Below are 22,271 nucleotides of genomic sequence, written 5' to 3' on the forward strand. Positions count from 1 at the left end.
ACGGGCAGGGGCGCGGGCACGGGCGCGGGACTGGTGCTGGCCGGGCGGTACCGGCTGGGCGAGGTCCTCGGCCGCGGCGGCATGGGCAAGGTCTGGCGCGCCCACGACGAGGTGCTGCACCGCACCGTCGCCGTCAAGGAGTTGACCGCAGGGCTGTACGTCGCCGAGGCCGACCGGCTCGTCCTGCACGCGCGCACCCAGAAGGAGGCGCGCGCGGCGGCCCGCATCACGCACCCCGGAGTCGTCACCGTCCATGACGTCATCGAGTACGACAACCGCCCCTGGATCGTGATGCAGTACGTCGACGGGCCCTCGCTCGCCGACGCCGCCAAGGAGAACGGCGAGATGGCCCCGCGCGAGGCGGCCAGGATCGGTCTCCATGTGCTCAGCGCCCTGCGTGCCGCGCACAGTGCCGGGGTGCTCCACCGGGACGTCAAACCCGGCAACGTCCTGCTGGCCCGCGACGGGCAGGTGCTCCTGACCGACTTCGGGATCGCCGCGATCGAGGGCGACTCCACCATCACCAGGACCGGTGAACTGGTCGGCTCCATCGACTATCTGGCGCCCGAACGGGTACGTGGCGGCGACCCGGGCCCGTCCTCCGACCTCTGGTCGCTCGGCGCCACGCTGTACACCGCGGTGGAGGGACGCTCCCCGTTCCGGCGTACGTCACCGATCTCCACCATGCAGGCGGTGGTCACCGATGAGCCGCCCGCTCCCGCCAACGCCGGTCCACTGACCCCCGTGATCACCGCGCTGCTCCGCAAGGACCCCGAGGACCGGCCGTCGGCCGCCGAGACCGAGCGGATGCTGCTGGACGCCATGGAGGGCCGGGAGCCCCGGGCCGCCCAGGCGTTCGTACCGACCCAACGGGTCACCGAAGAGGCCCTGAACGGGCTCGCGGCCCCGGACGACGTCACGGACCGGCTGACCGGCGGCACGTCGGCCGGCACCTCGCACACGCCGGCCGCCCCGGTCGCTGTCCCCGCTCCCGCCTCCACGCCGGTGACGCGGCGCGCCGGAGCCCGGTGGCGCACGCGGCTCGTGGTCATCGCCGTGGCCGCGGTGCTCGGCGGCGCGGCGGGTCTGGCCGCGATGAAGTACGCGGACGGCGGCGCCTCCGGTGACGGGGGGAGGTCACCGGAGGCGCCCGCCACCGCGGCGCCCGCGCCGTCCGTCTCCTCGGGCGGACGGGACACGGGATCGGAAGCGGGCCAGGACCCGAAGCCGCCCGCCAAGGCGATACCCGACGGCTGGCAGAGGGTCGAGGACCCCAAGGGCTTCAGCCTCGTCGTACCGGACGGGTGGGAGCGCCGGACGGAGGGCAATCAGATCGACTACACACCGGACAACGGCGCCCACCGCCTCCGGATCAGCATCGATCCGGAACCGGACTTCGAGAGTTCGTACACGCACATGCTGAATCTGGAGAAGGACCTCGCCAAGCGGCTGCCCGGCTACGAGCGCGTCAGCCTCCAGTCGAACATCTACCGCGACCGGCCGGGCTCCCTCTGGGAGTTCACGTGGGTCGAGTCCAAGGAGCATCCGGGCCCGCGTCGCGGCATCGACCAGATGTACTACGGCGAGGCGGGCGGGCCCGAGTACGCGTTGTACATGACGGCGCCGGACGAGGACTGGGCGACCAGCCGGGAGCAGTTCGACACCATGCTGCGCAGCTGGAAGGCCCCGGAGGCGGCGAACTGAGGATGCCCGCCCCGTCCGGATGCCGACGGGGCGGGGCTTCAGGAACGGCCTCAGGGACGGCCTCGGAGACCGGCCTCGGAGACCGGCTTCGGAGACGCCCTCAGGGACGCCCTCAGGGACGCCTGCCGGGACGCCGACGGAGCCCTGCCCTGATGCCGGTCCTGATGCCCGTCCGGATGCCGTTCCGGATCTCTGTCCAGATGCCGGTCCGGATCTCTGTACAGATGTCCGTCCGGATGCCTGTTCGGATGTCGGCGGGCTGTCGCCGGGGAGATAGCCACTGATCAGCGGTTATGTGGCCAGCGATCACTGGCGAGTTCGCAGGGTGGGTTGTGGGGAGAGTGAAAACCTATTACCGACGGGTACCCAAAGTTCGCGGGTGGACATACTCTCGCCCTCATGACGGACTCGCAGGCCCCTGTTGCCCCCCTCGGTACGAACCCCGTCGCGGCCGCCCCCGCAGGCGTGCGCACGGCCGCCGATGTGGTCACCCCCGAGGTGATCGCCCAGCTGACCCGCGGCGTCGTCGGCTCCGGCCGTACGGCGAACCACACCCCCTTCACCGGGGAGAAGCTGGCGGACCTGCCCGAGTCCACCCCCGAGGACGTGGCGACCGCCTTCGAGCGGGCCCGCGCCGCCCAGCCCGCCTGGGCCGCGACCCCCGTACGGACCAGGGCGGCGATCCTGCTCCGCTTCCACGACCTCGTGCTCAGCCGCCAGTCCGAGGTCCTCGATCTCATCCAGCTGGAGACCGGCAAGGCCCGGCTGCACGCCCACGAAGAGGTGCAGGCCGTCGCCGTCGCCGCCCGGCACTACGGCCGCAAGGCGTCCTCGTACCTGCGGGCGAAGCGGCACACCGGGGTCGTACCGACCCTCACCAAGGTCACCGAGCTGCGCCAGCCGCGCGGGGTCGTCGGCCAGATCGCTCCGTGGAACTACCCGCTCGAACTGTCCGTGGGCGACGCACTGCCCGCGTTCGTCTCCGGCAACGCCGTGGTGATGAAGCCCGACACGGAGACCGCGCTGACCGCGCTCTGGGCCCGTGACCTGCTCATCGAGGCCGGACTGCCCGCCGAGGTGTTCCAGGTCGTCCTCGGCGAGGGCCCCGTCGTCGGCCCCGAGGTCGTCAGCCACGCCGACTACGTCTCCTTCACCGGCTCCACCCGCACCGGCCGTGAGGTCGCCCAGGGCGCCGCCGCCCGCCTCGTCGGCGTCTCCCTGGAGCTCGGCGGCAAGAACGCCATGCTGGTCCTCGCGGACGCCGATGTGGAGAAGGCCGCCGCGGGCGCCGTGCGTGCCTGCTTCTCGTCCGCCGGACAGCTCTGCATCTCCATCGAGCGGCTGTACGTCCACGAGTCGATCGCCGACGACTTCGTCGCCCGGTTCGCCGCCCGTACGAAGGCGATGCGGCTCGGCAGCTCCCTCGCGTACGGCGCCGACATGGGCTCCCTCGTGGGCGAGCGCCAGCTGGAGACCGTCACCCAGCACGTCGCCGAAGCCGTCGAGAAGGGCGCCACGCTCGTCGCGGGCGGCGTCGCCCGGCCCGACATCGGCCCGCTGTTCTACGAGCCGACCATCCTGGACGGCGTCGAGGCGCCGATGGCCGTCTGCACCCAGGAGACCTTCGGACCGGTCGTCTCCATCTACCGCTTCAGCGACGAGGACGCGGTCATCGACCTCGCCAACGCCACGCCGTACGGCCTGAATTCGAGCGTCTGGACCAAGGACGGCAGGCGCGGCCACCGGGTCGCCGCCCGGCTGCGGACCGGCACGGTCAACATCAACGAGGGGTACGCCCCCGCGTACGGCAGCGTGCAGTCCCCGATGGGCGGCATGAAGGAGTCCGGTCTCGGCCGGCGGCACGGCTCCGAGGGCATCCTCAAGTACACCGAGGCCCAGACCGTCGCCCAGCAGCGGCTGATTCCGCTCGCCCCGTCCTTCGGGATGGACGACGAGAAGTACGCGGCGTTCATGAGCCGCAGCCTGAAGGCGATGAAGGCGTTCCGCCTGCGCTGACCCGGCCACGGCGTACGCGATTCCGCAGCACCTCTGCCCTTTTCGCACCGAGGAGAGCCATGCCCCAGGACAGCCCTGCCCAGAATCGGCCCGAGAACCCCGTACCGGCCGAGGACGACGCCGCGTACGACTACGACGTCATCGTCGTGGGCTCGGGCTTCGGCGGAGCGGTGTCGGCGCTGCGGCTGACCGAGAAGGGCTACCGCGTCGGGGTCCTGGAGGCGGGCCGCCGCTTCACCCCCGGCACGCTCCCCAAGACCTCCTGGGACATCCGGAACTACCTCTGGGCCCCCGCCCTCGGTCTCTTCGGCATCCAGCGCGTGCATCTGCTCGGCAACGTCATGGTGCTGGCCGGGGCGGGCGTCGGCGGCGGCTCGCTCAACTACGCCAACACGCTGTACGTGCCGCCCGCGCCGTTCTTCGAGGACCGTCAGTGGGCCGGGATCACCGACTGGCAGGACGAGCTGAAGCCGTACTACGACCAGGCCAAGCGGATGCTGGGGGTCCGGCTCAACCCGACCATGACCCCTTCCGACGTCCACCTCAAGGCCGCCGCACAGGCGATGGGCGTCGGAGACACCTTCCACCTCGCCCCCGTCGGGGTCTTCTTCGGCGACGGCAGGGACGCCGACGGCACGGCGAGGGCGAAGCCCGGCGGTACGGTCCCCGACCCGTACTTCGGGGGCGCGGGCCCCGCCCGCAAGGCGTGCACCGAGTGCGGCGAGTGCATGACGGGCTGCCGCCACGGCGCGAAGAACACCCTCAACGAGAACTACCTGCACCTCGCGGAGAAGGCCGGAGCGGTCATCCGTCCGATGACGTCCGTCGTCGCGATCACGGACGACCCGGAGGGCGGCTACCACGTCACGACCGTCCCGACCGACCGCCGCAGGAAGGGCAGGCCCACCCTGCTGCGCGCCCGCAAGGTGGTCGTCGCGGCGGGCACGTACGGCACCCAGACCCTGCTGCACACCATGAAGGACCGGGGGCTGCTGCCCCGGCTCTCGGCGCGGCTCGGCGAACTGACCCGGACCAACTCCGAGGCGCTCGTCGGCTCGCAGACCAGCGACCGCCGCTACCGCAGGAAGCACGGCACCCCGAAGGCCGACTTCACCCAGGGCGTCGCCATCACGTCCTCGATCCACCCGGACGCCAACACGCACATCGAGCCCGTCCGCTACGGCAAGGGCTCCAACGCCATGGGCGCCATGTCCATCCTCCAGGTGCCCTACGGTGGCCGCCGGGTGCTGGGCTGGCTGGGCAACATGGCCAAACACCCCGCACTCGCGGTGCGTTCGCTCTCCAACCACCACTGGTCCGAGCGGACCATCATCGGCCTGGTCATGCAGTCGCTGGACAACTCCCTGACGACGTACCGCAAGCCCGGCGGTCTCGGAAAGGGCCTCCTCACCGCCCGGCAGGGGCACGGCGCGCCCAACCCGACGCAGATCGCCGAGGCGACCCGCAGCGCCTCGCTGCTCGCCGACGAGATCAACGGCTTCGCCGGGTCCAACGTCGGGGAGCTGATGGGGACGCCGCTCACCGCCCACTTCCTCGGCGGCTGCCCGATCGGGGCGAGCGCCGAGGACGGGGTCATCGACCCGTACCACCGGCTGTACGGGCACCCGGGAATCTCCGTCGTCGACGGCTCGGCCGTCTCCGCGAACCTCGGCGTCAATCCGTCGCTGACGATCACCGCGCAGGCGGAACGGGCCATGTCCTTCTGGCCCAACAAGGGTGCTCGGGACCCGCGTCCGGAGCCGGGCGCGGCCTACGAGCGGCTGACCGCGGTGGAGCCGCACGCGCCGACGGTGCCGAAGGAGGCGTTCGGCGCGCTGCGGCTGCCCTTCCTGGGCATGCCCGCGCTCCCGCCCAAGGGCGACGGTGCGGTCCGGGCGGAAGGCGACGCCGTACCCAATCCGTGATCTTGCTCAGGGCAACTCTTCGGACAGTTGCGTGGTCGAACCGGTACTGCCTCACAGCAGTCACACAGCTCCTGTCGAGTCCCAGAGGTCCGCGATGACACGCCTTTCCCCGAGAACCGCGCTGCGCCGTACGGCGGGCGGTCTCGCCGCCGCCGGTCTGCTGGCCGCCGGTTCGCTCGCCGCAGGCTCCTTCGCCTCGGCCGCGCCCGCACCAGCGGCCGACCCCGTATTCACGCTGGGAGGTCCGGCCGGGACGGGGCTGTACCCGTACCCCGCGAGCGGCTCGCCGAAGAAGTCCACCGCCGGGATCACCGTCGCCAACCCGGCCGAGGACGAGGAGAACGGCGGATTCCAGGGCAGGGTCACCTACACCTTCGACCTGTCCGGCGTCGCGGGTGTCGCCGACATCGGCTTCGACGGCGAGGCGGGCGGGGACTGCAAGGTCACCGGAGCCACCGCCGTCTGCCACGACTCCGGAGTGTGGCCCGGCCTCAACAGCGTCGTCGACCTGGAGATCAGCGCGGCCAAGGGCAGCGAGGACGGCGACTCGGGCACCATCAAGGTGACCGGTGCGGCCGAGGGCGCGACCTTCACACCGTTCACCACGAAGGTCACCGTCGGCGGGCCCGACCTCGTGATGCAGCAGCTCCCGTTCGAGCAGGAGCCCGCGCCGGGCGAGAAGCAGAAGGCCCCGATCACCTTCACCAACAACGGCACCCGGGCCGCCGACGGGGTGCTGCTCACCCTGATGTACTCGCGCGGCCTGGACCTTCCCCAGCGCTACTCCAACTGCGAGTACCTGGAGAACAGCGTCCCGGAGGCGGGCGACTACGCCTGGTCCACCGCCCTGTGCTCCATCGACGGCTCCTTCGAGGCGGGCGCGACGTACACGCTGGAGACGCCGCTCACCGTGGAGTCCACCGAGCGCGCGTACTACGACACCTTCATCTACCGCATCCACGAGGGCGGCGCCGCGCAGCGCACCGCCCAGCGCGCGGGCGCCCGCTTCGACCAGGGGAAGGGCCCCGCCCTCGCCCTGAAGAAGGTGGCGTCCACCCGTGGTGTGGACCTCAACCCCCACGACAACCAGCGGGAAGTCGACTTCCGTACGAAGAACACCGCCGACTTCGCGGCATACGGGGACAAGGCGTCCGGGGCCGAGGGCGACACCGTGAAGGCCGACATCGGCTTCCGCAACGAGGGACCCGCCTGGATCGGCTACATCCGTTCCGGGGAGGACGTCGCCACCCTCGACTTCACCGTCCCCCAGGGTGCGACCGTCACCGCCAAGCCCGCCTCCTGCCGGGGCGTGTCGGCCGGGGGCAACCACCGCGACGAGCAGCTCGGCGCCCCGCGCTACTTCTGCGACACCTCGATGACCGTGCGCGAGGACGCGGATGTCGCGCTGCCCTTCGAGCTGAAGATCGACGAGCAGCTGATCGGCTCCTCCGGCAAGGTCACCGCCCGGGGCACCTCGCTCTCGGACCCGGCACTGCCCTTCGACCCGAAGCCGGCCAACAACACCGCGCAGCTGGTGCTGAACGGCGACGACTCCGGCTCCGAGGACTCCGGCGGTACGTCGGAGGGCTCCACCACGGGAAGCACCGAGGGCGCGACGTCCGGCACCGCGGGTACGTCCGGCTCCTCCGGTGACGCGTCCGCCTCCGGCACGTCGGGCACCACCGGCACCTCGGGTTCCACGTCCGGGACCACCGGCTCGTCCCAGGGCGGCAGCCTCGCCTCCACCGGCTCCGTCGCCCTGGCGGCCTCCGGCGCCGCCGCCGTCGCCCTGGCCGCGGGCGGCGTGCTGTACGCGACCACCCGCCGCCGCGTCCGGCAGCACTGACCCCCGCGTCCGGAGAGCACCGAGGGCCCCGCGGACCAGGAACGGTCCGCGGGGCCCTCGGCTGTCGGCACCGACGTCCGGGGCAGCGCGTCGGTGCCGGTGAGCGGCGCCGGGGGGTGCGCCGCGGGAGGAAGGTCTGTCGGTCGGCTCCCCGGCGTACCAGGGGGCGCGAGATCGCCGTCGGCCCGGATGGAGGCCGGTGGCGGAAGAATGCGGGACGGGACAACTGGGGACGGGCCGGGACGAACGGTGGGCTGCCCTTCGCATCGTGCTGGACGGACCGCTCCCGCACAACCGTTTCGACCGGATGCGGCCGGCTCGGGCGTCCCCGAGACCGACCGCACATGGGGTGACCGGGCTGCTGTCCCCTGCCGTCCGGTCACGTGCGCCGGGACGCGGTCCCACGACGTACCTGCAGTACGTCACACGTCCCGGCGGAGCCACGCGTGGTTTCCTACCGATGCCGCCCCTGGTTGGCACGGACACCCGGACCAACGAAGCCGCGGCGGCCCCGGTCACGCGCCGTACGGGTGAGACCGGGACCGAACGGAGATACGGCCGTACAGCCCCGCCGGGACGCACCCCTCACACCCGGCCGCGGCACAGCTCCAGCAGCGTCATCGCGAGCGAGGTGCCCGGCTTGCCCAGCGCGTCCCTGTAGTGAGCGAGCACGTCCATCTCGCGGGAGAGGTTCACCCGGCGGCCCCCCGAGGTGATCCTGGCCTCCTGGATGACCGCCGAGACGGCCATCCGTTCCTGGACGAGGCCGATGATCCGGTCGTCGAGGGCGTCGATGCGCGCACGGGCGTCGCCGATCAGCGAGGCGGCCTCGTCGGTGTGCGCGCCGGTCCGCTCGGCGGCGGTCTTCCTGGTGGCGGTGCTGTTGCTCATGAGGTGACTCCCGGTGGGGTACGGCCCCCCGGAGCGGCAGACCCCGCAACGCAGAGCGCCCCGGGCCTGTCGGCCCGGGGCGCCTGGAACGTTGCTTGTCAGTAGCTCAAGCAGCACGACCATGGCAGCCGGCGGGCCGGGTGCCATAGGTAAAGACGAAGGTCGTGTGCTGACGCATGGGGGACAGTATGGCCCCCGCCCCGCGGTCCACCGACGCCGGGCCCGGATGCTGAGACGCGGGTGGCGGTCTCACCGGGCGGGGGACGGTGCCGCACGGCCGGTAGAATCGAGAGAACAGCCCCCTTTTCACCGCCGGAAGGCCGCCCCCGTGCCAGCAGCACCCCCCGCCGCCCCCGACACCACGGCCGACGTGGTCCTCGTTGTCGACTTCGGCGCGCAGTACGCCCAGCTCATCGCCCGCCGCGTCCGTGAGGCCCGGGTCTACAGCGAGATCGTGCCGTCCACGATGCCGGTGGCCGAGATGCTGGCCAAGAACCCGCGCGCGATCATCCTGTCCGGCGGCCCGTCCTCGGTGTACGCGCCGGGCGCGCCCACCCTCGACCGTGCGCTGTTCGAGGCCGGGGTCCCGGTGTTCGGCATGTGCTACGGCTTCCAGCTGATGGCCACCACGCTCGGCGGCACCGTCGACGACAACGGCGCCCGTGAGTACGGCCGTACCGCGCTCACCGTCTCCAAGACCGGATCCACGCTCTTCGAGGGCACCCCCGCCGAGCAGCCGGTGTGGATGTCGCACGGGGACGCCTGCTCCGCCGCCCCCGAGGGCTTCACCGTCACCGCGTCCACCGACGTCGTACCGGTCGCCGCCTTCGAGAACGACGAGAAGAAGCTCTACGGCGTCCAGTACCACCCGGAGGTCCTGCACTCCACCCACGGCCAGCAGGTCCTGGAGCACTTCCTCTACCGCGGCGCGGGCATCGAGCCGAACTGGACGACGACCAATGTCGTCGAGGAGCAGATCGCCCTGATCCGCGAGCAGGTCGGCACCAAGCGCGCCATCTGCGGCCTCTCCGGCGGCGTGGACTCCGCGGTCGCCGCGGCCCTCGTGCAGAAGGCCATCGGCTCCCAGCTGACCTGTGTGTACGTCGACCACGGGCTGATGCGCAAGGGCGAGACCGAGCAGGTCGAGAAGGACTTCGTGGCCGCCACGGGCGTCAAGCTCAAGGTCGTCGACGCCGAGAAGCGCTTCCTCGACGCACTCGCCGGGGTCTCCGACCCCGAGCAGAAGCGGAAGATCATCGGCCGCGAGTTCATCCGCGTCTTCGAGCAGGCCCAGGCCGAGCTCGTCGCCGAGGCGGGCGCGGAGGGCGAGGACGTCGCCTTCCTGGTCCAGGGCACGCTCTACCCGGACGTGGTCGAGTCCGGCGGCGGCACCGGAACCGCCAACATCAAGTCCCACCACAACGTGGGCGGCCTGCCCGACGACATCGAGTTCCAGCTCGTCGAGCCGCTGCGCCAGCTGTTCAAGGACGAGGTCCGGATGGTCGGCCAGGAGCTCGGCCTGCCCGAGGAGATCGTCCAGCGCCAGCCGTTCCCCGGCCCGGGACTCGGCATCCGTATCGTCGGCGAGGTCACCAAGGAACGGCTCGACCTGCTGCGCGAGGCCGACGCCATCGCCCGCGAGGAGCTGACCGCGGCCGGCCTGGACCGCGACATCTGGCAGTGCCCGGTGGTCCTCCTCGCCGATGTCCGCTCGGTCGGCGTCCAGGGCGACGGCCGCACCTACGGCCACCCGATCGTGCTGCGCCCGGTCTCCTCCGAGGACGCCATGACGGCCGACTGGTCGCGCCTGCCGTACGAGACGCTGGCGAAGATCTCCACCCGCATCACCAACGAGGTCGCCGACGTCAACCGTGTCGTCCTCGACGTCACGAGCAAGCCGCCGGGCACCATCGAGTGGGAGTGACCCCGTAGCGGGTGCTCCCCGCCGTCGGGACCATGCCGATGCCGCCGCCCACGCGTTCCGGGCGGCGGCATCGGCGTACCCGGGGCGGGCGGCTGCGGCGTACTCGTCGGTGGCTTCGGCGTACCGCGGCCCACGGCTTCGGCGTACCCGCGCCCGGCGGCTTCGGCGTACCCCCGGCCGACGGCCGTAATTCGGTGGCGGGGCCCGCCCGTCCGTGGGAAGCTCCGCGACCATGTCCGCCGAAGAGATCCGCCCGCTCATGTCCGCACCCCACAACCACCGTCTGACCTGGAACACCCCGCTCTCCGAGGAACACGCGGCCCTGCTGATCGCCGCCTGCGGGACCGCGCCCGAGGCGCGGATCGCCGACTTCGGCTCCGGCTGGGGCGAGTTGCTGATGCGCCTGGTGGAGTCGGCGCCCGGATCCACCGGGGACGGGGTCGAGACCGACCCGGACGCCGTGGCGCGCGGTCGCGAGCTGGCCGCCGGGCGGGGGCTCGCGGAACGTGTGCGGTTCCACGAGGTGCCCGCGGCCGAGTGGACCGGGGACGGCTACGACCTGGCCGTCTCCATCGGTTCCTCCCACGCCTGGCCCGGTTCGACGGCGGAGGCGCTGCGGGCCCTGCGGGCCGCGGTGAAGCCCGGCGGGCGGGTGCTGTTCGGTGACGGGATCTGGCTGCGGGAGCCGACCCCGGCGGCGCTCGACGGGATCGGGGCCGAGCCGGGCGACTTCGGCTCGCTGCTCGAACTGATCCGGCTGGCGGAGTCCGTCGGACTGCGCGCCCTCCACGTCAGCGTCGCCGACGAGCGCGAATGGGATGTCTTCGAGTCCAACGGGCCGATCGGGCGCGGCCAGCGCTGGGCGCTGGAGAACCCCGGCCACCCGCTGTACGACGAGGTGATCGCCGAGGTCGACGCCCGCCGCACCGGTTACTACGGCGGCTACCGCTCCCTGTTCAGCCTCGCCTACCTCGTACTCAGCGCCTGATTACGTCGGCGATGGCACTGGCCACCTGGGGCAACCGGCGGTAACTTCCGATCCCGTACGCCGCCCGGGAGTCCGAGGAGCCGCCATGTCCGAGCCCACCGCCGTGCCGCCCGCCCCCGTCCCCGCGCCGATACCCGTCGAGCAGCTGCGGTTCGCGATGCCGCCCGTGCACGCGACGCCCGGCGAGGAACGCGCCCACCGCCGGGAGCGGCTGGCGGGGGCGTTGCGGCTCTTCGGGCAGTACGGGTACGAGGAGGGCGTCTCCGGGCACATCACCGTGCGGGACCCGGAGCTCGCCGACTGCTTCTGGGTCAACCCGTTCGGGGCGCCCTTCGAGGACATCGCGCCGCAGGACCTGATCCTGGTCAACGGCGAAGGACAGGTGCTCCAGGGGAGGTTCCACGTCAACCAGGCGGCGTTCGCCGTACACGCCCAGGTGCACCGGGCCCGCCCGGACGCCGTGGCCGTGGCGCACACGCACTCCCTGCACGGGCGGGCCCTGTCCGCGCTCGGCGAGCTGATCGAACCGATCACCCAGGAATCCTGCGCCTTCTACGAGGACCATGCCCTCTACGACGCCTACACCGGGGTCGTCGTGGACGAGGACGAGGGGCGCCGCATCGCCGCCGCGCTCGGCCCCCGCAAGGCGATCATCCTGCGCAACCACGGGCTGCTGACCGTCGGGGACTCGGTGGACGCGGCGGCCTGGTGGTTCCTCACGATGGAGCGCTCCTGCCAGGTGCAGCTGATGGCGCGGGCCGCCGGAAAGCCCGTCCTGATCCAGCACCGGGACGCCGTGACCACCCGTGAGCAGCTCGGCAGCGACCTGGTGGCGTGGATCAACTACCAGCCCCTGTGGCAGCGGATCAGTCGCACATTCTGACGACACGCGCCCCCGGTCCGCCCCGATGCGGCCCGTTGCCCTCCGGTACGGCACAATTCGCAGAAATCACAGGTGAGTTGGTTGTACCGGGGCGGGAAAGGGCGGAAATCTCCGTGGCGTTGGACGAGGCGAGGGCGAGCAGCACGCACGGCGGAGGCTGTACGTGCGGCGACTGCCCGCACGGAGCACGCGAAGGGCACCGGCGCGCGGTGGCCGCCTTCCTCGCCAAGCGCGACGAACTGGCGGCGGGCAAGGGCCTGCCCGCGGGCGTCGCCCAGTCCGCCTCCGCGTCCCGGCAGTGGGTCTCCGACGAGCTGACCGAGTCGGCCCGCGCCGTCGCCGAACGCAGCCGCGACGCGGGGGACGCCTGGCTCCACCAGGTCTGGCAGCGCACCCTGCTCATCGTCTGGGGAGGCATCGCCGTGCTGGTCATCGGCGAGAGCGTCACCGCGATCGGTGCGGGCTGGTCCACCGCCCGCACCGCGGGCCTGGTCGCCGGACTGGCCACCGCGGCGCTGCTGACCGGCGCCGCCCGCCTCCACCGGGCCCGCGGCGGCCTGCTCGCCCCGCTGATCGGGGAGGACAACCGGCTCTCCACGTCACGGACGGTCGCCGCCTCCTGGGTGCTGCTCGCCGTGTTCTCCGTGCTCGTCCTCGCCCTCCAGCTGGCGGGCGCCTCCGACCACGGGGACCGGGACGCCCTGATCGAGGGGCTGGACCTGGTGCGGTCCGCCGGAGTGCTCACGGTGCTCGCGCTGGTCTGCGCCGTGGCCGTCGTCGTCCGCCAGGTCGTGACCGTACGGGTGCTGGGGCAGCGGTTGCAGAAACTGCGGGCCGACCGGCCGCGCGCCGCCGATCTGCTGACCGACGACTCGGGGCGCGGCAGCTTCACCGATGTGCAGTACGTGCTGGTCAGCGCCGTCGCCGTACTGTTCTCCGGAGTCCGTCTGGCCCGCCGCCCCGAGCAACTGCCCGACCTGCCGTGGGGCCTGGCGCTCCTGGTCGCGGTGTCCGCGGCGACCTACTTCGCCGGGAAGTACGCGGAAGGCGGCCGTCCGGTCGTCCTGTCCGTCGTCCGGACCCGGGAGGCCGGGGATCTGGACGCCCCGATCCGTACCGGGGACGACATCGAGATCCGCGGCGCGGGTTTCGTACCGCCCGGTGCGGGCAGCCCGGACCGGCTGGCCCGGATGGTCGTCAGGATCGGCCGCGTCCATGTCCATGTCCCGCTGATCCCGGTCGCCGGGGGCTTCGACAATCCGACCGATACGGTGCTCACCGTGCCGGTGCCGGTGGAGGTCGAGCCGGGGGTGGTGGACGTGCAGGTCGTGACCGCCGCCGGGGTGGAGACCAACCGCTTCCCGATCGACGTCACGGACTGACCCCACGGATCACGTCATGGATCACCGCACGCACTGACCTCACGGATCACGTCACGTCACGGGCTGACACTCCGGCCCGGCGCTCCGGCCCTGTGTCTCCGGGCCTGTGTCTCCGGGCCGGTGCCGCCCGGCCTCGGGTGCGTCCGGTTGAACCGCCTCCCTGGTGAGCATCGCGTTTCCGGCGTACGTATGGTCTGGTGACGGGCAATCGGAGAGTGGGGCAGTGATGCATGGCTACGGCGGCAATACGTACGGTCTGAGCGAGCCGAGGACCCTTCGCGAGCGGGCACGGGAGTACGCCCTGCTGCCGCTGCGGGTCTTCCTCGGCGTCACCTTCGTCTACGCGGGGCTCGACAAACTGACCGACAGCGCGTTCATGTCCGCGAGCGGCGCCGGATCCATCGGCGAGACGATGAACGCGGTGCGCGACTCCGCCGCCGTTCCGGGCCTCGTCGATCTGGCGCTGAAGAGCCCCGAGGGCTTCGGCTACGCCATCGCGATCGGTGAACTGCTCGTCGGCCTCGGCACCCTCGTCGGGCTCTGGGCGCGGCTGGCCGCGGTCGGCGGCGCGCTGATCTCGCTGAGCCTCTGGCTGACCGTGAGCTGGCAGACCACTCCGTACTACTACGGCAACGACCTGGTCTACCTCATGGCCTGGCTGCCGCTGGTGCTCGCGGGCGCCGCCGTGTTCTCCGCGGACAGCTTCCGCGCGTCCTTGCGCCGCCGGAACCTGTAGGCCACCCACGTCACGGTGGCGGCCAGCCACAGGCCACCGAAGAACAGCGGGAAGAAGAAGGTCCAGGGGACGTTCCAGGCTCCTGTCGCGTCGGCCGCGTAACCGCCGGCCAGGCCGAGCATCGCCAGGCCCGCCACCGCGCGGCCGGGCCGGAACTCATGAATCAGCACGGGTTACCTCCACCTGTCCGATGCCCATCTCCAGTCTCAGCTCGACCGTGCCGGCCGGCTCGGCGCCCTTGGGCGGGGCGAAGGTGCGCTCGGTCTTCAGGTCCGACTCGATGCGCACGCCCTCGCGCGGTGGGGCCGACATCAGCCGGATGTCCCCGAGGCCCGCCTCGGCGTGCACCTTCACCGTCACGCCCTCGGGGACGACGACGGCGGCCCGGCCCGCCCCGACCTCCAGCCGGGTGCTGAGGGTGTCGCCCCGGGCGACCGTGACCCCGGACAGATCGAGCCGGGCGTCCCCCGTGCCCAGCTCGTAGCGCGGCTGGACCGCGGCGACGGAGGCGGGGGTCCACTCCTTGCGGATCCAGTCCGTGCCGATGTCCTTCGGCACCGCCGAGGCGCCCGCCAGCAGCCCGGCGGTGATCATCGCCATCAGGATCGTGCCGAAACCGGTCCGGCCCAGGAACGAAGCGACCACCAGGCCGAGACCGAACACCGCGAGCGCGGCGGCGAGCCCGATCTCCAGGGCCGTCCCCAGCGGCTGCGAATCCCAGCTCAGTCCCGTACCCAGGCCCCCGGCGATCAGGGCCAGGAGGAGGACGAGACCGCCGATCGAGCGCGGGCCGCGGTTACCGGGGGCCTGCCCCGGCGGCCGGAACGGCGCGTCCGCCGTCGCCCGGCGCGGTCGCGCGGCCCGCGAGTCGAGCGCGGTGTCCGCCGGACCCCACAGATAGCCGGCCCCCACCGGCCCCGAGGTCCCGTCCTTGACGATCGGGTCCCGCCACCAGGACGGGCTGCCCGGCGTCGGCGGCGCCTTCACCTCGGGCGGCGCCGTACCGAGGCCACCGGCGTGCGGGGCACCGGCGGCCGGGCTCTGGGCACCCGCCGTGTCCAGCGGGTCCTCCGGCGCCGCGGTCCTGCGGTGCTGCGTCCACACCGAGAAGCCGACGACGGCCAGCGACAGCATCGAGGCGAACGCCAGCACTCCGCCGTTGCCCAGCATCGACAGGAACAGCCCGCAGCCGATCAGCGCCAGCAGCAGCGCGACCAGCGACGCGCCCTCGACCCGGCCCGACAGAAGCCTGCGCGCCTCGTTCTCCTCCTCGCCCTCCACGGGGAGCAGCAGCCAGGCGAAGCCGTAGAAGATCAGGCCGATACCGCCGGTCACCGCGAGCACACCGATCACGATCCGGAAGATCACCGGGTCCACGTCGCAGTACCGCCCGAGGCCGCCGCACACCCCGGCCACCACTTTCTGCCGCGGGCTGCGGCGCAGCTGCGGTTTCGGTTCGCCTGGGGGTGCGACGCCGGGGGCGGCGTCCTGAGGAGCGGTCATGGCTCCATGGTGACGGCCCGGATGCCCCGGCGGCACCCGCGCCGACCCTGGCCGATCCCTGATTTTGGCCCGTGCGGCCCCTGAGGGGCGGCCCCGCGGGCGTCCGGGGACGGCCCAGGCGGTGACGAGGAACAGCCCGGGCGGTGTCCGGGGCGCAAGAGCGGCCTCAGGGTCGATTGGGGGGCGACCCTGATGCCCCGCGCGGTGCGTCCGTGTGACGATCGACGCATGCCAGCCGCCACCACCCGAGCCGCCAGCTCCCTCGCCTCCGACCCGGAGGAGCCGCCGCCGCGCAAGCTCTACCGCAGCGCCGACGGACGGCTGCTCGGCGGTGTCGCGCGCGGTCTCGCCGGGCATCTCGGGCTGCCCGTCGCCTGGGTGCGGTTCGTCTTCCTCGGACTGTTCTTCGCGGACGGCCTCGGCGCCCTGCTGTACGCCGTGTTCTGGATCGTCGTCCCGCTCGGTGTCGGCGGAGTCGACGCACCGCGCTCCGTCTTCGAGACGGCGCCGGACGGCCGGCGCAGACTCCGCAAGCCCGACAAGGGCCAGGTGTTCGCCCTGGTCGCGCTGCTCTTCGGCGCCCTCATCTTCGTCGGCAACGTCGACATGGGCAGCAAGGCCGACCGCTACATCTGGCCCACGCTGCTGATCGGCGCGGGCTCCGTCCTGGTGTGGCGGCAGGCCGACAACGCCCGGCGCGCCCGCTGGATGGAGGTCGGCCGCAGCCGCCGCGTGCTGCAACTGGCCCGCGGCCTCGCCGGTGTCGCCCTCGTCGGCCTCGGTCTCGCCGTCTTCATCGTGGTCCGCGGCTCGGCCGCCCAGCTCGGCAACGTCCTGACCGCCGCCATCGCCGTACTGACCGGAATCGCCCTCCTCGCGGGCCCCTACCTGGTCCGGATGACGCAGGACCTCTCCGAGGAACGGCTGATGCGCATCCGGGCCCAGGAGCGCGCCGAGGTCGCCGCGCACGTCCACGACTCCGTCCTGCACACCCTCACCCTGATCCAGCGCAACGCGGACGACGGCAACGAGGTCCGCAGGCTGGCCCGCGCCCAGGAACGCGAGCTGCGCAACTGGCTGTACAACCCCGAGGGCACCGGCAAGGACGAGGACAACGAGCCGTCGAGCCTCGCCGAAGCGGTCAAGCGGGCCGCCGCCGAGGTCGAGGACAAGCACGGCGTACCGCTGGAGGTCGTCGTCGTCGGCGACTGCCCCCTCGACGACCGGCTCGGCGCCCAGATGCAGGCCGCACGCGAGGCGATGGTCAACGCCGCCAAGTACGGTGGCGAGGGGGGCGCCGTCCAGGTCTACGCGGAGGTCGAGGGCCGCACGGTCTTCGTCTCCGTACGGGACCGGGGTCCGGGATTCGACCTGGACTCCGTACCGGGCGACAGAATGGGCGTACGAGAATCAATCATCGGCCGGATGCAGCGCAACGGCGGTACGGCCCGGCTGCGTTCGGTGCCCGGTGGGGGCACGGAAGTCGAGCTGGAGATGGAAAGGGCGAGCGAATGACCGAGAACACCGAAGCCACCGGGGGCCCGGAGCGACGGGTACGGGTCGTGCTCGTCGACGACCACCGGATGTTCCGCACCGGAGTCCAGGCGGAGATCGGCCGCACCGAGGAGACCGGGGTCGAGGTCATCGGTGAGGCCGCCGACGTCGACCAGGCGGTCACCGTCATCACGGCGACCCGCCCCGAGGTCGTCCTCCTCGACGTCCATCTGCCGGGCGGCGGCGGCGTCGAGGTGCTGCGCCGGTGCGCCTCGATGATGGGGACCGCCGAGAATCCGGTGCGCTTCCTCGCGCTGTCGGTCTCCGACGCCGCGGAGGACGTCATCGGGGTCATCCGCGGCGGTGCCCGGGGCTATGTCACCAAGACGATCACCGGCACCGACCTGATCGACTCGATCTTCCGGGTCCAGGACGGCGACGCGGTGTTCTCCCCGCGACTGGCCGGCTTCGTGCTCGACGCCTTCGCCTCGACGGACGCGCCGCCGGTCGACGAGGACCTGGACCGGCTGACCCAGCGGGAGCGCGAGGTCCTGCGGCTGATCGCCCGCGGCTACGCGTACAAGGAGATCGCCAAGCAGCTCTTCATCTCGGTGAAGACGGTCGAGTCGCACGTCTCCGCGGTGCTGAGGAAGCTCCAGCTCTCCAACCGGCACGAGCTGACCCGGTGGGCGACGGCGCGACGGCTGGTCTGAGCCGGGCCCCGGGGGGTGTACGTCACGCATCCGGGGGCCGCCACGCGTCCCGGGGCCCGTCACGCGTCCCGGGGGGTGCCCGTCACGCGTCCCGGGGGGTGCCGTCCGCCGGGTCAGCCGGCTGCGGGGGTGAGCGAGATGTTCAGCTTCTCGCCGATCCGGCGGTAGCCGACGCCCGCGTAGATCCGCTCCACGTCGTCGTCGCCCGGCTCCAGCCAGACGGTGCGGCAGCCCCGGTCGAAGGCCGTCGCCGTCAGCCAGGCGGAGAGCGCCGCGCCGATGCCGCGACGCCGGAAGGCGGCGGCGACGGCCAGACCGGTCAGTTCGCTGAGACCGTCGACCACGAGGGAGCAGCCGCCCGCACCGGCGGGGTCCGGGCCGAGCGTGGCCAGGGCCACGACGCCGCCGTCCGACGCCGACGTCCGCAGCCAGCCGGCCATCCCCTCCTCGGGTTCGCCCTCGCCGCCGAAGCCCTGGTGCTGGACGCGGGCGGCGTCGGTGAACTCCGCCTCGGTGGCCGGCACCGCGATCCGGAGCCCGTCCACCGGCTTGGGCGCAAGCAGCGCACCGGGCGCGCAGGCCAGGATCGGGGCCCGGTTCTCCACGGTGAAACCGGCGGCCAGCAGAGCGGGTTCGACCGCCGGTGCCCAGTCCGGCAGGAATTCGAGCCGGGGCAGCCGCTCCCGCTCGCGGAACGCGCCGATCAGGGCCGTCACCTCCGCCGCGGTCGGCTCGGCACCCCGGTCGGGGATGGCGTAGTTGGCGTACTTCAGCTCCCAGAGCGGGTTGTGCCGGACCGTGAAAGGCCCCACGCGGTAGTGGTCGGGGGAGCGCAGGGCGAGCGTGCGGGCGTAGTCCTGGACGTCGATGTCCATCGGCGTACGGGAGTCCATCGGCATACGGGTGTCCTTCGGCGGTTCCGGTGTCGGCGCCGGGGACTATGCCACCCGGGTGGCTCCGGCGAAAGGCATTTGATCGATGGGCGCGATGCGGACCGGGGCGCCGGGGCGCGGGGCGTGGATCATCCGGCCGCCGCCGACGTAGAGCCCAACATGGCTGATCCCGGAGTAGAAGAACACCAGGTCACCGGGGGCAAGTTCGGAGCGGGAGACCCGCTGTCCGGCGTTGATCTGGGTGTAGGTGGTGCGGGGCAGCGAGACACCGGCCGAGCGCCAGGCGGCCTGGGTGAGGCCGGAGCAGTCGAACGAGGAGGGGCCGGTGGCGCCCCAGACGTACGGCTTGCCGATCGCCCCGTACGCGAAGTCGACGGCCTGCGCGGCACGGGCGTCGGGGGCGGTGGCCGAGCCGCGCGGGATGCCGCGGCCGGTGGGGGCGGTGCCGCCGTGGCGGGCGTCGGCCGAGCGCTCGTGGTCGGCGCGCTGGGCGTCGGTCAGGGTGTCCAGGAGCCGCCGGGCGTCGGCCAGTTTGGTGCGGATCGCCGCCCTGTGCTTCTTCAGCTCCGCCTGGCGGGCGGCAAGGCTGCCGAGCTCCTTCTCGGCCCTCGCCCGGATGTGGGCGACCGCGGTGATCTGCCGGCGGATCCCGTTGACCGCCCCCGCCTGCCGGTCACCGGCCCGGTCCAGGAAGGCGGCGCGTTGCAGGTACTGGTCGGGGTCGGAGGACAGGGCCAGCTGGACGGCGGGGGAGAGGCCGCCGCTGCGGTACTGCGCGGTGGCCAGCGCACCGAGGGCGTGGCGCGAGGTGTTGAGACGTGCGGTCCGGCGGGCGGCCTCGTCGCGCAGGGCGTCGACGGACTTCGCGTTCGCGGTCGCCCGCTCCTTCGCTCCGTTGTACTTCTCGGTGGCGACCTCCGCGTCGTGGTACAGCCGGTCCACCTTGGCGTTGACCTGGGCGGGAGTGGCCAGGGGCTCGGCGTGGGCGGCGCCGGTGGCGGTGGTGGCGGTCGCCGCCCCGGCGAGTGCCAGGGTGGCTGCGGTGCGGGCAGCAGGGCCGCTGAACGGGCGCTGCTTGGGTTTCCGGTGAGCGGATTTCCGGTGCGCGGCCACGAGGGCTGCATCCTTCCTGTCGGCTGCCCGCCGGGGGCTACCGACGGGCCCGCGAGGTCCGGCGGCGGAACACCACAGGGAAGTGGCCCGCCGCCGGATCCCGCGGCGCGGTGACCGGATGCCGCTCCTGACGCGAAGCGGCGCTGGAGCGCCGGTCACCTGGAAGGGACGCTAAGCCCGGGGCACGGAAAAGGTTCGTCATGACAGTTATTGCCCACATGTGGCGTTTCGTTATGGCGAAGCGACCGGAAATACTGCCACAGAGGCAGGCAATTCGTACTGGTTCGGGCGAAGTTCGCAAGGAAGCGGCAAGGATGCCGCACCTGGCTGTGAGGTGGTGCTATGGCCGGGGCTAGGCTGCGGAGCCATGGACGTACTCATCAATGCCTTCGTCGCCCTGCACATCATCGGTATCGCCTCGCTGCTGGGCGGCTTCCTGACCCAGATGAAGGCGATGGGCGCGGGCACGGCCCGTTTCGTGCCGGCCATGCTGCACGGCGCGCTGACGATGCTGGTCACCGGCATAGCCCTGGTCGGGCTCAACCAGGCCGACGACCAGACCGTGAACAACATCAAGATCGGCGTGAAGATGCTGATCCTGGTCGTCATCCTCGCGCTCGTCTACATCAAGCGGGACGAGGAGAAGGTCGACAAGGGTGCGTTCGCCGCGGTGGGCGGGCTGACGGTGGCCAACATCTTCATCGCCACGCTCTGGACCTGAGCGGCGTCTCCTGACCGCTGCGGCCCGACCGGCCTGAGCGACGGGGCCCGACCGGCGCGATCCGGCCCGGCGAGGCAGGGCCCGGCGGTGTCGCCGGCCCGTCGGGCCTCGCCGGGCCGGCCGGGGTGTGATCAGACGGGGCGCACGCTGCCGTAGATCGGCATGTAGTAGATCGACTCCTCGCGCACGTTCGCGCCCGGTTTCGGCGCGTGGATCATCATGCCGTCGCCCTTGTAGATGCCGACATGGCTGATGTCGTCGTAGAAGAAGACCAGGTCCCCCGGACGCAGATCCGCGGTGGCCACCCGGGTGCCCACCTCCACCTGGTCCCAGGTGGTCCGGGGGAGGTCGACCCCCGCCGCCTTCCATGCCGCCTGGGTCAGCCCGGAGCAGTCGTACGAGGACGGGCCCGTCGCGCCCCACACGTACGGCCTCCCGATCTGGGCCCGCGCGAACGCGAGGACCTTCTCCGCCTTGGCGGCATAGCCGCTGTCCGGCCCCGAACCGGTTCCCGTGCCGCCGCCGGCCTCGCCGCCGTTCTTCTTCGCGGCCTCTTCCCCGGCCTTCCGCTCGGCCTCCGCCTCCGCGGCCTGCTGGCGGGCCAGCTTCTCCGCCTTGACCCTGGCCTCGGCCTTCTTCTCGCGTTCCAGCTCCGCCAGCCGGGCCTTCTCCTCGGCGGTCAGCTTCGACAGCAGGGAGCGCGCCTCGGTCAGTTTGGTCTGCACGTTCTGCTTGCTGGACCGCAGGGTGGCCTGCGACTCGGTGAGCGTCTCCAGGCTCTTCACGGCCTCGGTGCGCTTCGTCGCCGCCTCGGACTGCTGCGTACGGAAGTCGGCGACGGCCTTCTGCTGCTGGCCCGTCATCCGGTCCATCAGCTGGTCCTGGTCGAAGTACGCCTGCGGGTCGTCCGCGAGGAAGAAGGTCGCGGTCGGAGCGATTCCGCCGGTGCGGTACTGCGCCGCCGCGTAGTTCCCGAGGGCGCGGCGGGCCTCGTTGAGCTTGTCGGTGCGCCTGGCCGCGTCCTCCAGGAGGGCGTCGACCTTGGCACGCTGGGTCACGGAGGCGGCCTTGGCCCGGTTGTACTGCTGGGTCGCGGTCCCCGCCTGCCGGTAGAGGTCGTCGACCTTCGTCCGGACCTCCTCGATCCCGGGCCGGGGCTCCGCGGGCGCGGCCGTCGCGCTCTGTGTGGAGAGCAGGGTGACCGAGGCCAGCGCCACCGTCGTCAGCCCGACGGCAGGGGTGGTGGTGCGCACGCTCGTGCGCGGTTTGCGATGCGAGGCCAAGGCCGGCATCTCCTTCCGTGGACCGCCTACCGGGTTAGCTGTCGGGTTCGGGCGGAACGGAAGGCTGCCCTACGGTCCCGTGGAGGAGGACCGATTCACCCCGGTGCTGCTGGTGGGTCCCCGGTTCCGGACACCCGTGGGGGCGGTACGGATTCGGCGGGGGCGTCCGTTCGGCGTGGTTCGCCTCAAGGGGGTACGGGGCGCCCGACGGAGCACGCTAGCCAACCCGTGGTGCCGCTGTGAAGGTTGATGTTCG

18 protein-coding genes and 1 riboswitch are annotated in these 22,271 nt (G+C 72.2%); of the genes, 12 read left to right on the forward strand and 6 right to left on the reverse strand.

All coding sequences use genetic code 11. The features are described from left to right. Positions 1–33 precede the first annotated feature (33 nt). The 4 genes from OG251_RS24775 (at position 34) to OG251_RS24790 (ending at position 7,491) form a co-directional block, all read left to right on the forward strand. Entirely contained in the window at positions 34–1,704 is a 1,671-nt protein-coding gene (locus OG251_RS24775; RefSeq protein WP_326681400.1) for a serine/threonine-protein kinase, read from the forward strand. Positions 1,705–2,103: 399 nt separating this feature from the next. Continuing rightward, the gene (locus tag OG251_RS24780) at positions 2,104–3,720 is read left to right on the forward strand and encodes a succinic semialdehyde dehydrogenase (RefSeq protein WP_326679199.1); all 1,617 of its coding nucleotides are present in this window, start codon (positions 2,104–2,106) and stop codon (positions 3,718–3,720) included. A 59-nt stretch (positions 3,721–3,779) separates the two neighbouring features. Further along, positions 3,780–5,645: a GMC family oxidoreductase gene (locus OG251_RS24785; protein ID WP_326679200.1), complete on the forward strand. Its 1,866-nt coding sequence runs from the start codon at positions 3,780–3,782 to the stop codon at positions 5,643–5,645. 94 nt (positions 5,646–5,739) lie between these two features. Beyond that, a complete protein-coding gene (locus OG251_RS24790) occupies positions 5,740–7,491 on the forward strand; it encodes a peptidase (RefSeq protein ID WP_326679201.1) in 1,752 nt (583 codons plus the stop codon). A gap of 585 nt (positions 7,492–8,076) precedes the next feature. On the opposite strand, the gene OG251_RS24795 is transcribed toward OG251_RS24790, so the two are convergent. Further along, the gene (locus tag OG251_RS24795; RefSeq protein ID WP_326679202.1) at positions 8,077–8,382 is read right to left on the reverse strand and encodes a chorismate mutase; all 306 of its coding nucleotides are present in this window, start codon (positions 8,380–8,382) and stop codon (positions 8,077–8,079) included. A 328-nt stretch (positions 8,383–8,710) separates the two neighbouring features. Here OG251_RS24795 and guaA point away from each other — a divergent pair, with 328 nt between their 5' ends. From guaA to OG251_RS24820, 5 genes are all read left to right on the forward strand, one after another. Next, positions 8,711–10,306: a glutamine-hydrolyzing GMP synthase gene (gene guaA / locus OG251_RS24800; protein WP_266803315.1), complete on the forward strand. Its 1,596-nt coding sequence runs from the start codon at positions 8,711–8,713 to the stop codon at positions 10,304–10,306. Between the two features lie 232 nt (positions 10,307–10,538). Next, on the forward strand, positions 10,539–11,294 hold the full coding sequence (locus OG251_RS24805) for an SAM-dependent methyltransferase (RefSeq protein WP_326679203.1): 756 nt from the start codon (positions 10,539–10,541) through the stop codon (positions 11,292–11,294). Between the two features lie 85 nt (positions 11,295–11,379). Next, entirely contained in the window at positions 11,380–12,177 is a 798-nt protein-coding gene (locus tag OG251_RS24810) for a class II aldolase/adducin family protein (protein ID WP_326679204.1), read from the forward strand. 113 nt (positions 12,178–12,290) lie between these two features. After that, on the forward strand, positions 12,291–13,559 hold the full coding sequence (locus tag OG251_RS24815; RefSeq protein WP_326679205.1) for a hypothetical protein: 1,269 nt from the start codon (positions 12,291–12,293) through the stop codon (positions 13,557–13,559). A gap of 226 nt (positions 13,560–13,785) precedes the next feature. Then, positions 13,786–14,295, forward strand: a complete 510-nt coding sequence (locus OG251_RS24820; protein ID WP_326681401.1) for a DoxX family protein — start codon at positions 13,786–13,788, stop codon at positions 14,293–14,295. Here the strand turns inward: OG251_RS24820 and OG251_RS24825 are convergent. Together OG251_RS24825 and OG251_RS24830 are read right to left on the reverse strand one after the other, a co-directional pair. After that, a complete protein-coding gene (locus tag OG251_RS24825; RefSeq protein ID WP_326679206.1) occupies positions 14,202–14,465 on the reverse strand; it encodes a hypothetical protein in 264 nt (87 codons plus the stop codon). The genes OG251_RS24820 and OG251_RS24825 overlap by 94 nt on opposite strands. Then, positions 14,452–15,798: a PspC domain-containing protein gene (locus OG251_RS24830; protein ID WP_326679207.1), complete on the reverse strand. Its 1,347-nt coding sequence runs from the start codon at positions 15,796–15,798 to the stop codon at positions 14,452–14,454. The genes OG251_RS24825 and OG251_RS24830 overlap by 14 nt, the downstream gene beginning before the upstream one ends. Positions 15,799–16,026: 228 nt before the next feature. Between OG251_RS24830 and OG251_RS24835 the strand changes: the two genes are divergently transcribed. Continuing rightward, entirely contained in the window at positions 16,027–17,313 is a 1,287-nt protein-coding gene (locus tag OG251_RS24835; RefSeq protein ID WP_326679208.1) for a PspC domain-containing protein, read from the forward strand. Then, positions 17,310–18,005, forward strand: a complete 696-nt coding sequence (locus tag OG251_RS24840) for a LuxR C-terminal-related transcriptional regulator (protein ID WP_073718280.1) — start codon at positions 17,310–17,312, stop codon at positions 18,003–18,005. The genes OG251_RS24835 and OG251_RS24840 overlap by 4 nt, the downstream gene beginning before the upstream one ends. A 113-nt stretch (positions 18,006–18,118) precedes the next feature. On the opposite strand, the gene OG251_RS24845 is transcribed toward OG251_RS24840, so the two are convergent. Continuing rightward, complete coding sequence (locus OG251_RS24845) at positions 18,119–18,904, reverse strand: GNAT family N-acetyltransferase (protein ID WP_442818370.1); 786 nt, start codon at positions 18,902–18,904, stop codon at positions 18,119–18,121. Positions 18,905–18,943: 39 nt separating this feature from the next. Next, positions 18,944–20,011: a C40 family peptidase gene (locus tag OG251_RS24850; RefSeq protein WP_326679209.1), complete on the reverse strand. Its 1,068-nt coding sequence runs from the start codon at positions 20,009–20,011 to the stop codon at positions 18,944–18,946. Positions 20,012–20,378: 367 nt separating this feature from the next. On the opposite strand from OG251_RS24850, the gene OG251_RS24855 reads away from it, so the two are divergent. Next, the gene (locus tag OG251_RS24855; RefSeq protein WP_073718278.1) at positions 20,379–20,732 is read left to right on the forward strand and encodes a hypothetical protein; all 354 of its coding nucleotides are present in this window, start codon (positions 20,379–20,381) and stop codon (positions 20,730–20,732) included. Positions 20,733–20,863: 131 nt separating this feature from the next. On the opposite strand, the gene OG251_RS24860 is transcribed toward OG251_RS24855, so the two are convergent. Further along, on the reverse strand, positions 20,864–22,024 hold the full coding sequence (locus OG251_RS24860) for a C40 family peptidase (RefSeq protein WP_326679210.1): 1,161 nt from the start codon (positions 22,022–22,024) through the stop codon (positions 20,864–20,866). Continuing rightward, positions 22,023–22,184: riboswitch (cyclic di-AMP (ydaO/yuaA leader) on the reverse strand. (Overlaps the previous gene by 2 nt.) Between the last annotated feature and the right edge of the window lie 87 nt (positions 22,185–22,271).

The organism is Streptomyces sp. NBC_01237, from assembly GCF_035917275.1.
Classification (GTDB): domain Bacteria; phylum Actinomycetota; class Actinomycetes; order Streptomycetales; family Streptomycetaceae; genus Streptomyces.

Coding starts and splice junctions, on each gene's coding strand:
- OG251_RS24845 (WP_442818370.1), bottom strand. CDS start 18,904: ATGCCGATGGACTCCCGTACGCCGATGGACATCGACGTCCAGGACTAC.
- OG251_RS24840 (WP_073718280.1), top strand. CDS start 17,310: ATGACCGAGAACACCGAAGCCACCGGGGGCCCGGAGCGACGGGTACGG.
- OG251_RS24785 (WP_326679200.1), top strand. CDS start 3,780: ATGCCCCAGGACAGCCCTGCCCAGAATCGGCCCGAGAACCCCGTACCG.
- OG251_RS24830 (WP_326679207.1), bottom strand. CDS start 15,798: ATGACCGCTCCTCAGGACGCCGCCCCCGGCGTCGCACCCCCAGGCGAA.
- OG251_RS24855 (WP_073718278.1), top strand. CDS start 20,379: ATGGACGTACTCATCAATGCCTTCGTCGCCCTGCACATCATCGGTATC.
- OG251_RS24835 (WP_326679208.1), top strand. CDS start 16,027: ATGCCAGCCGCCACCACCCGAGCCGCCAGCTCCCTCGCCTCCGACCCG.
- OG251_RS24795 (WP_326679202.1), bottom strand. CDS start 8,382: ATGAGCAACAGCACCGCCACCAGGAAGACCGCCGCCGAGCGGACCGGC.
- OG251_RS24805 (WP_326679203.1), top strand. CDS start 10,539: ATGTCCGCCGAAGAGATCCGCCCGCTCATGTCCGCACCCCACAACCAC.
- OG251_RS24780 (WP_326679199.1), top strand. CDS start 2,104: ATGACGGACTCGCAGGCCCCTGTTGCCCCCCTCGGTACGAACCCCGTC.
- OG251_RS24860 (WP_326679210.1), bottom strand. CDS start 22,024: ATGCCGGCCTTGGCCTCGCATCGCAAACCGCGCACGAGCGTGCGCACC.
- OG251_RS24810 (WP_326679204.1), top strand. CDS start 11,380: ATGTCCGAGCCCACCGCCGTGCCGCCCGCCCCCGTCCCCGCGCCGATA.
- OG251_RS24790 (WP_326679201.1), top strand. CDS start 5,740: ATGACACGCCTTTCCCCGAGAACCGCGCTGCGCCGTACGGCGGGCGGT.
- OG251_RS24820 (WP_326681401.1), top strand. CDS start 13,786: ATGCATGGCTACGGCGGCAATACGTACGGTCTGAGCGAGCCGAGGACC.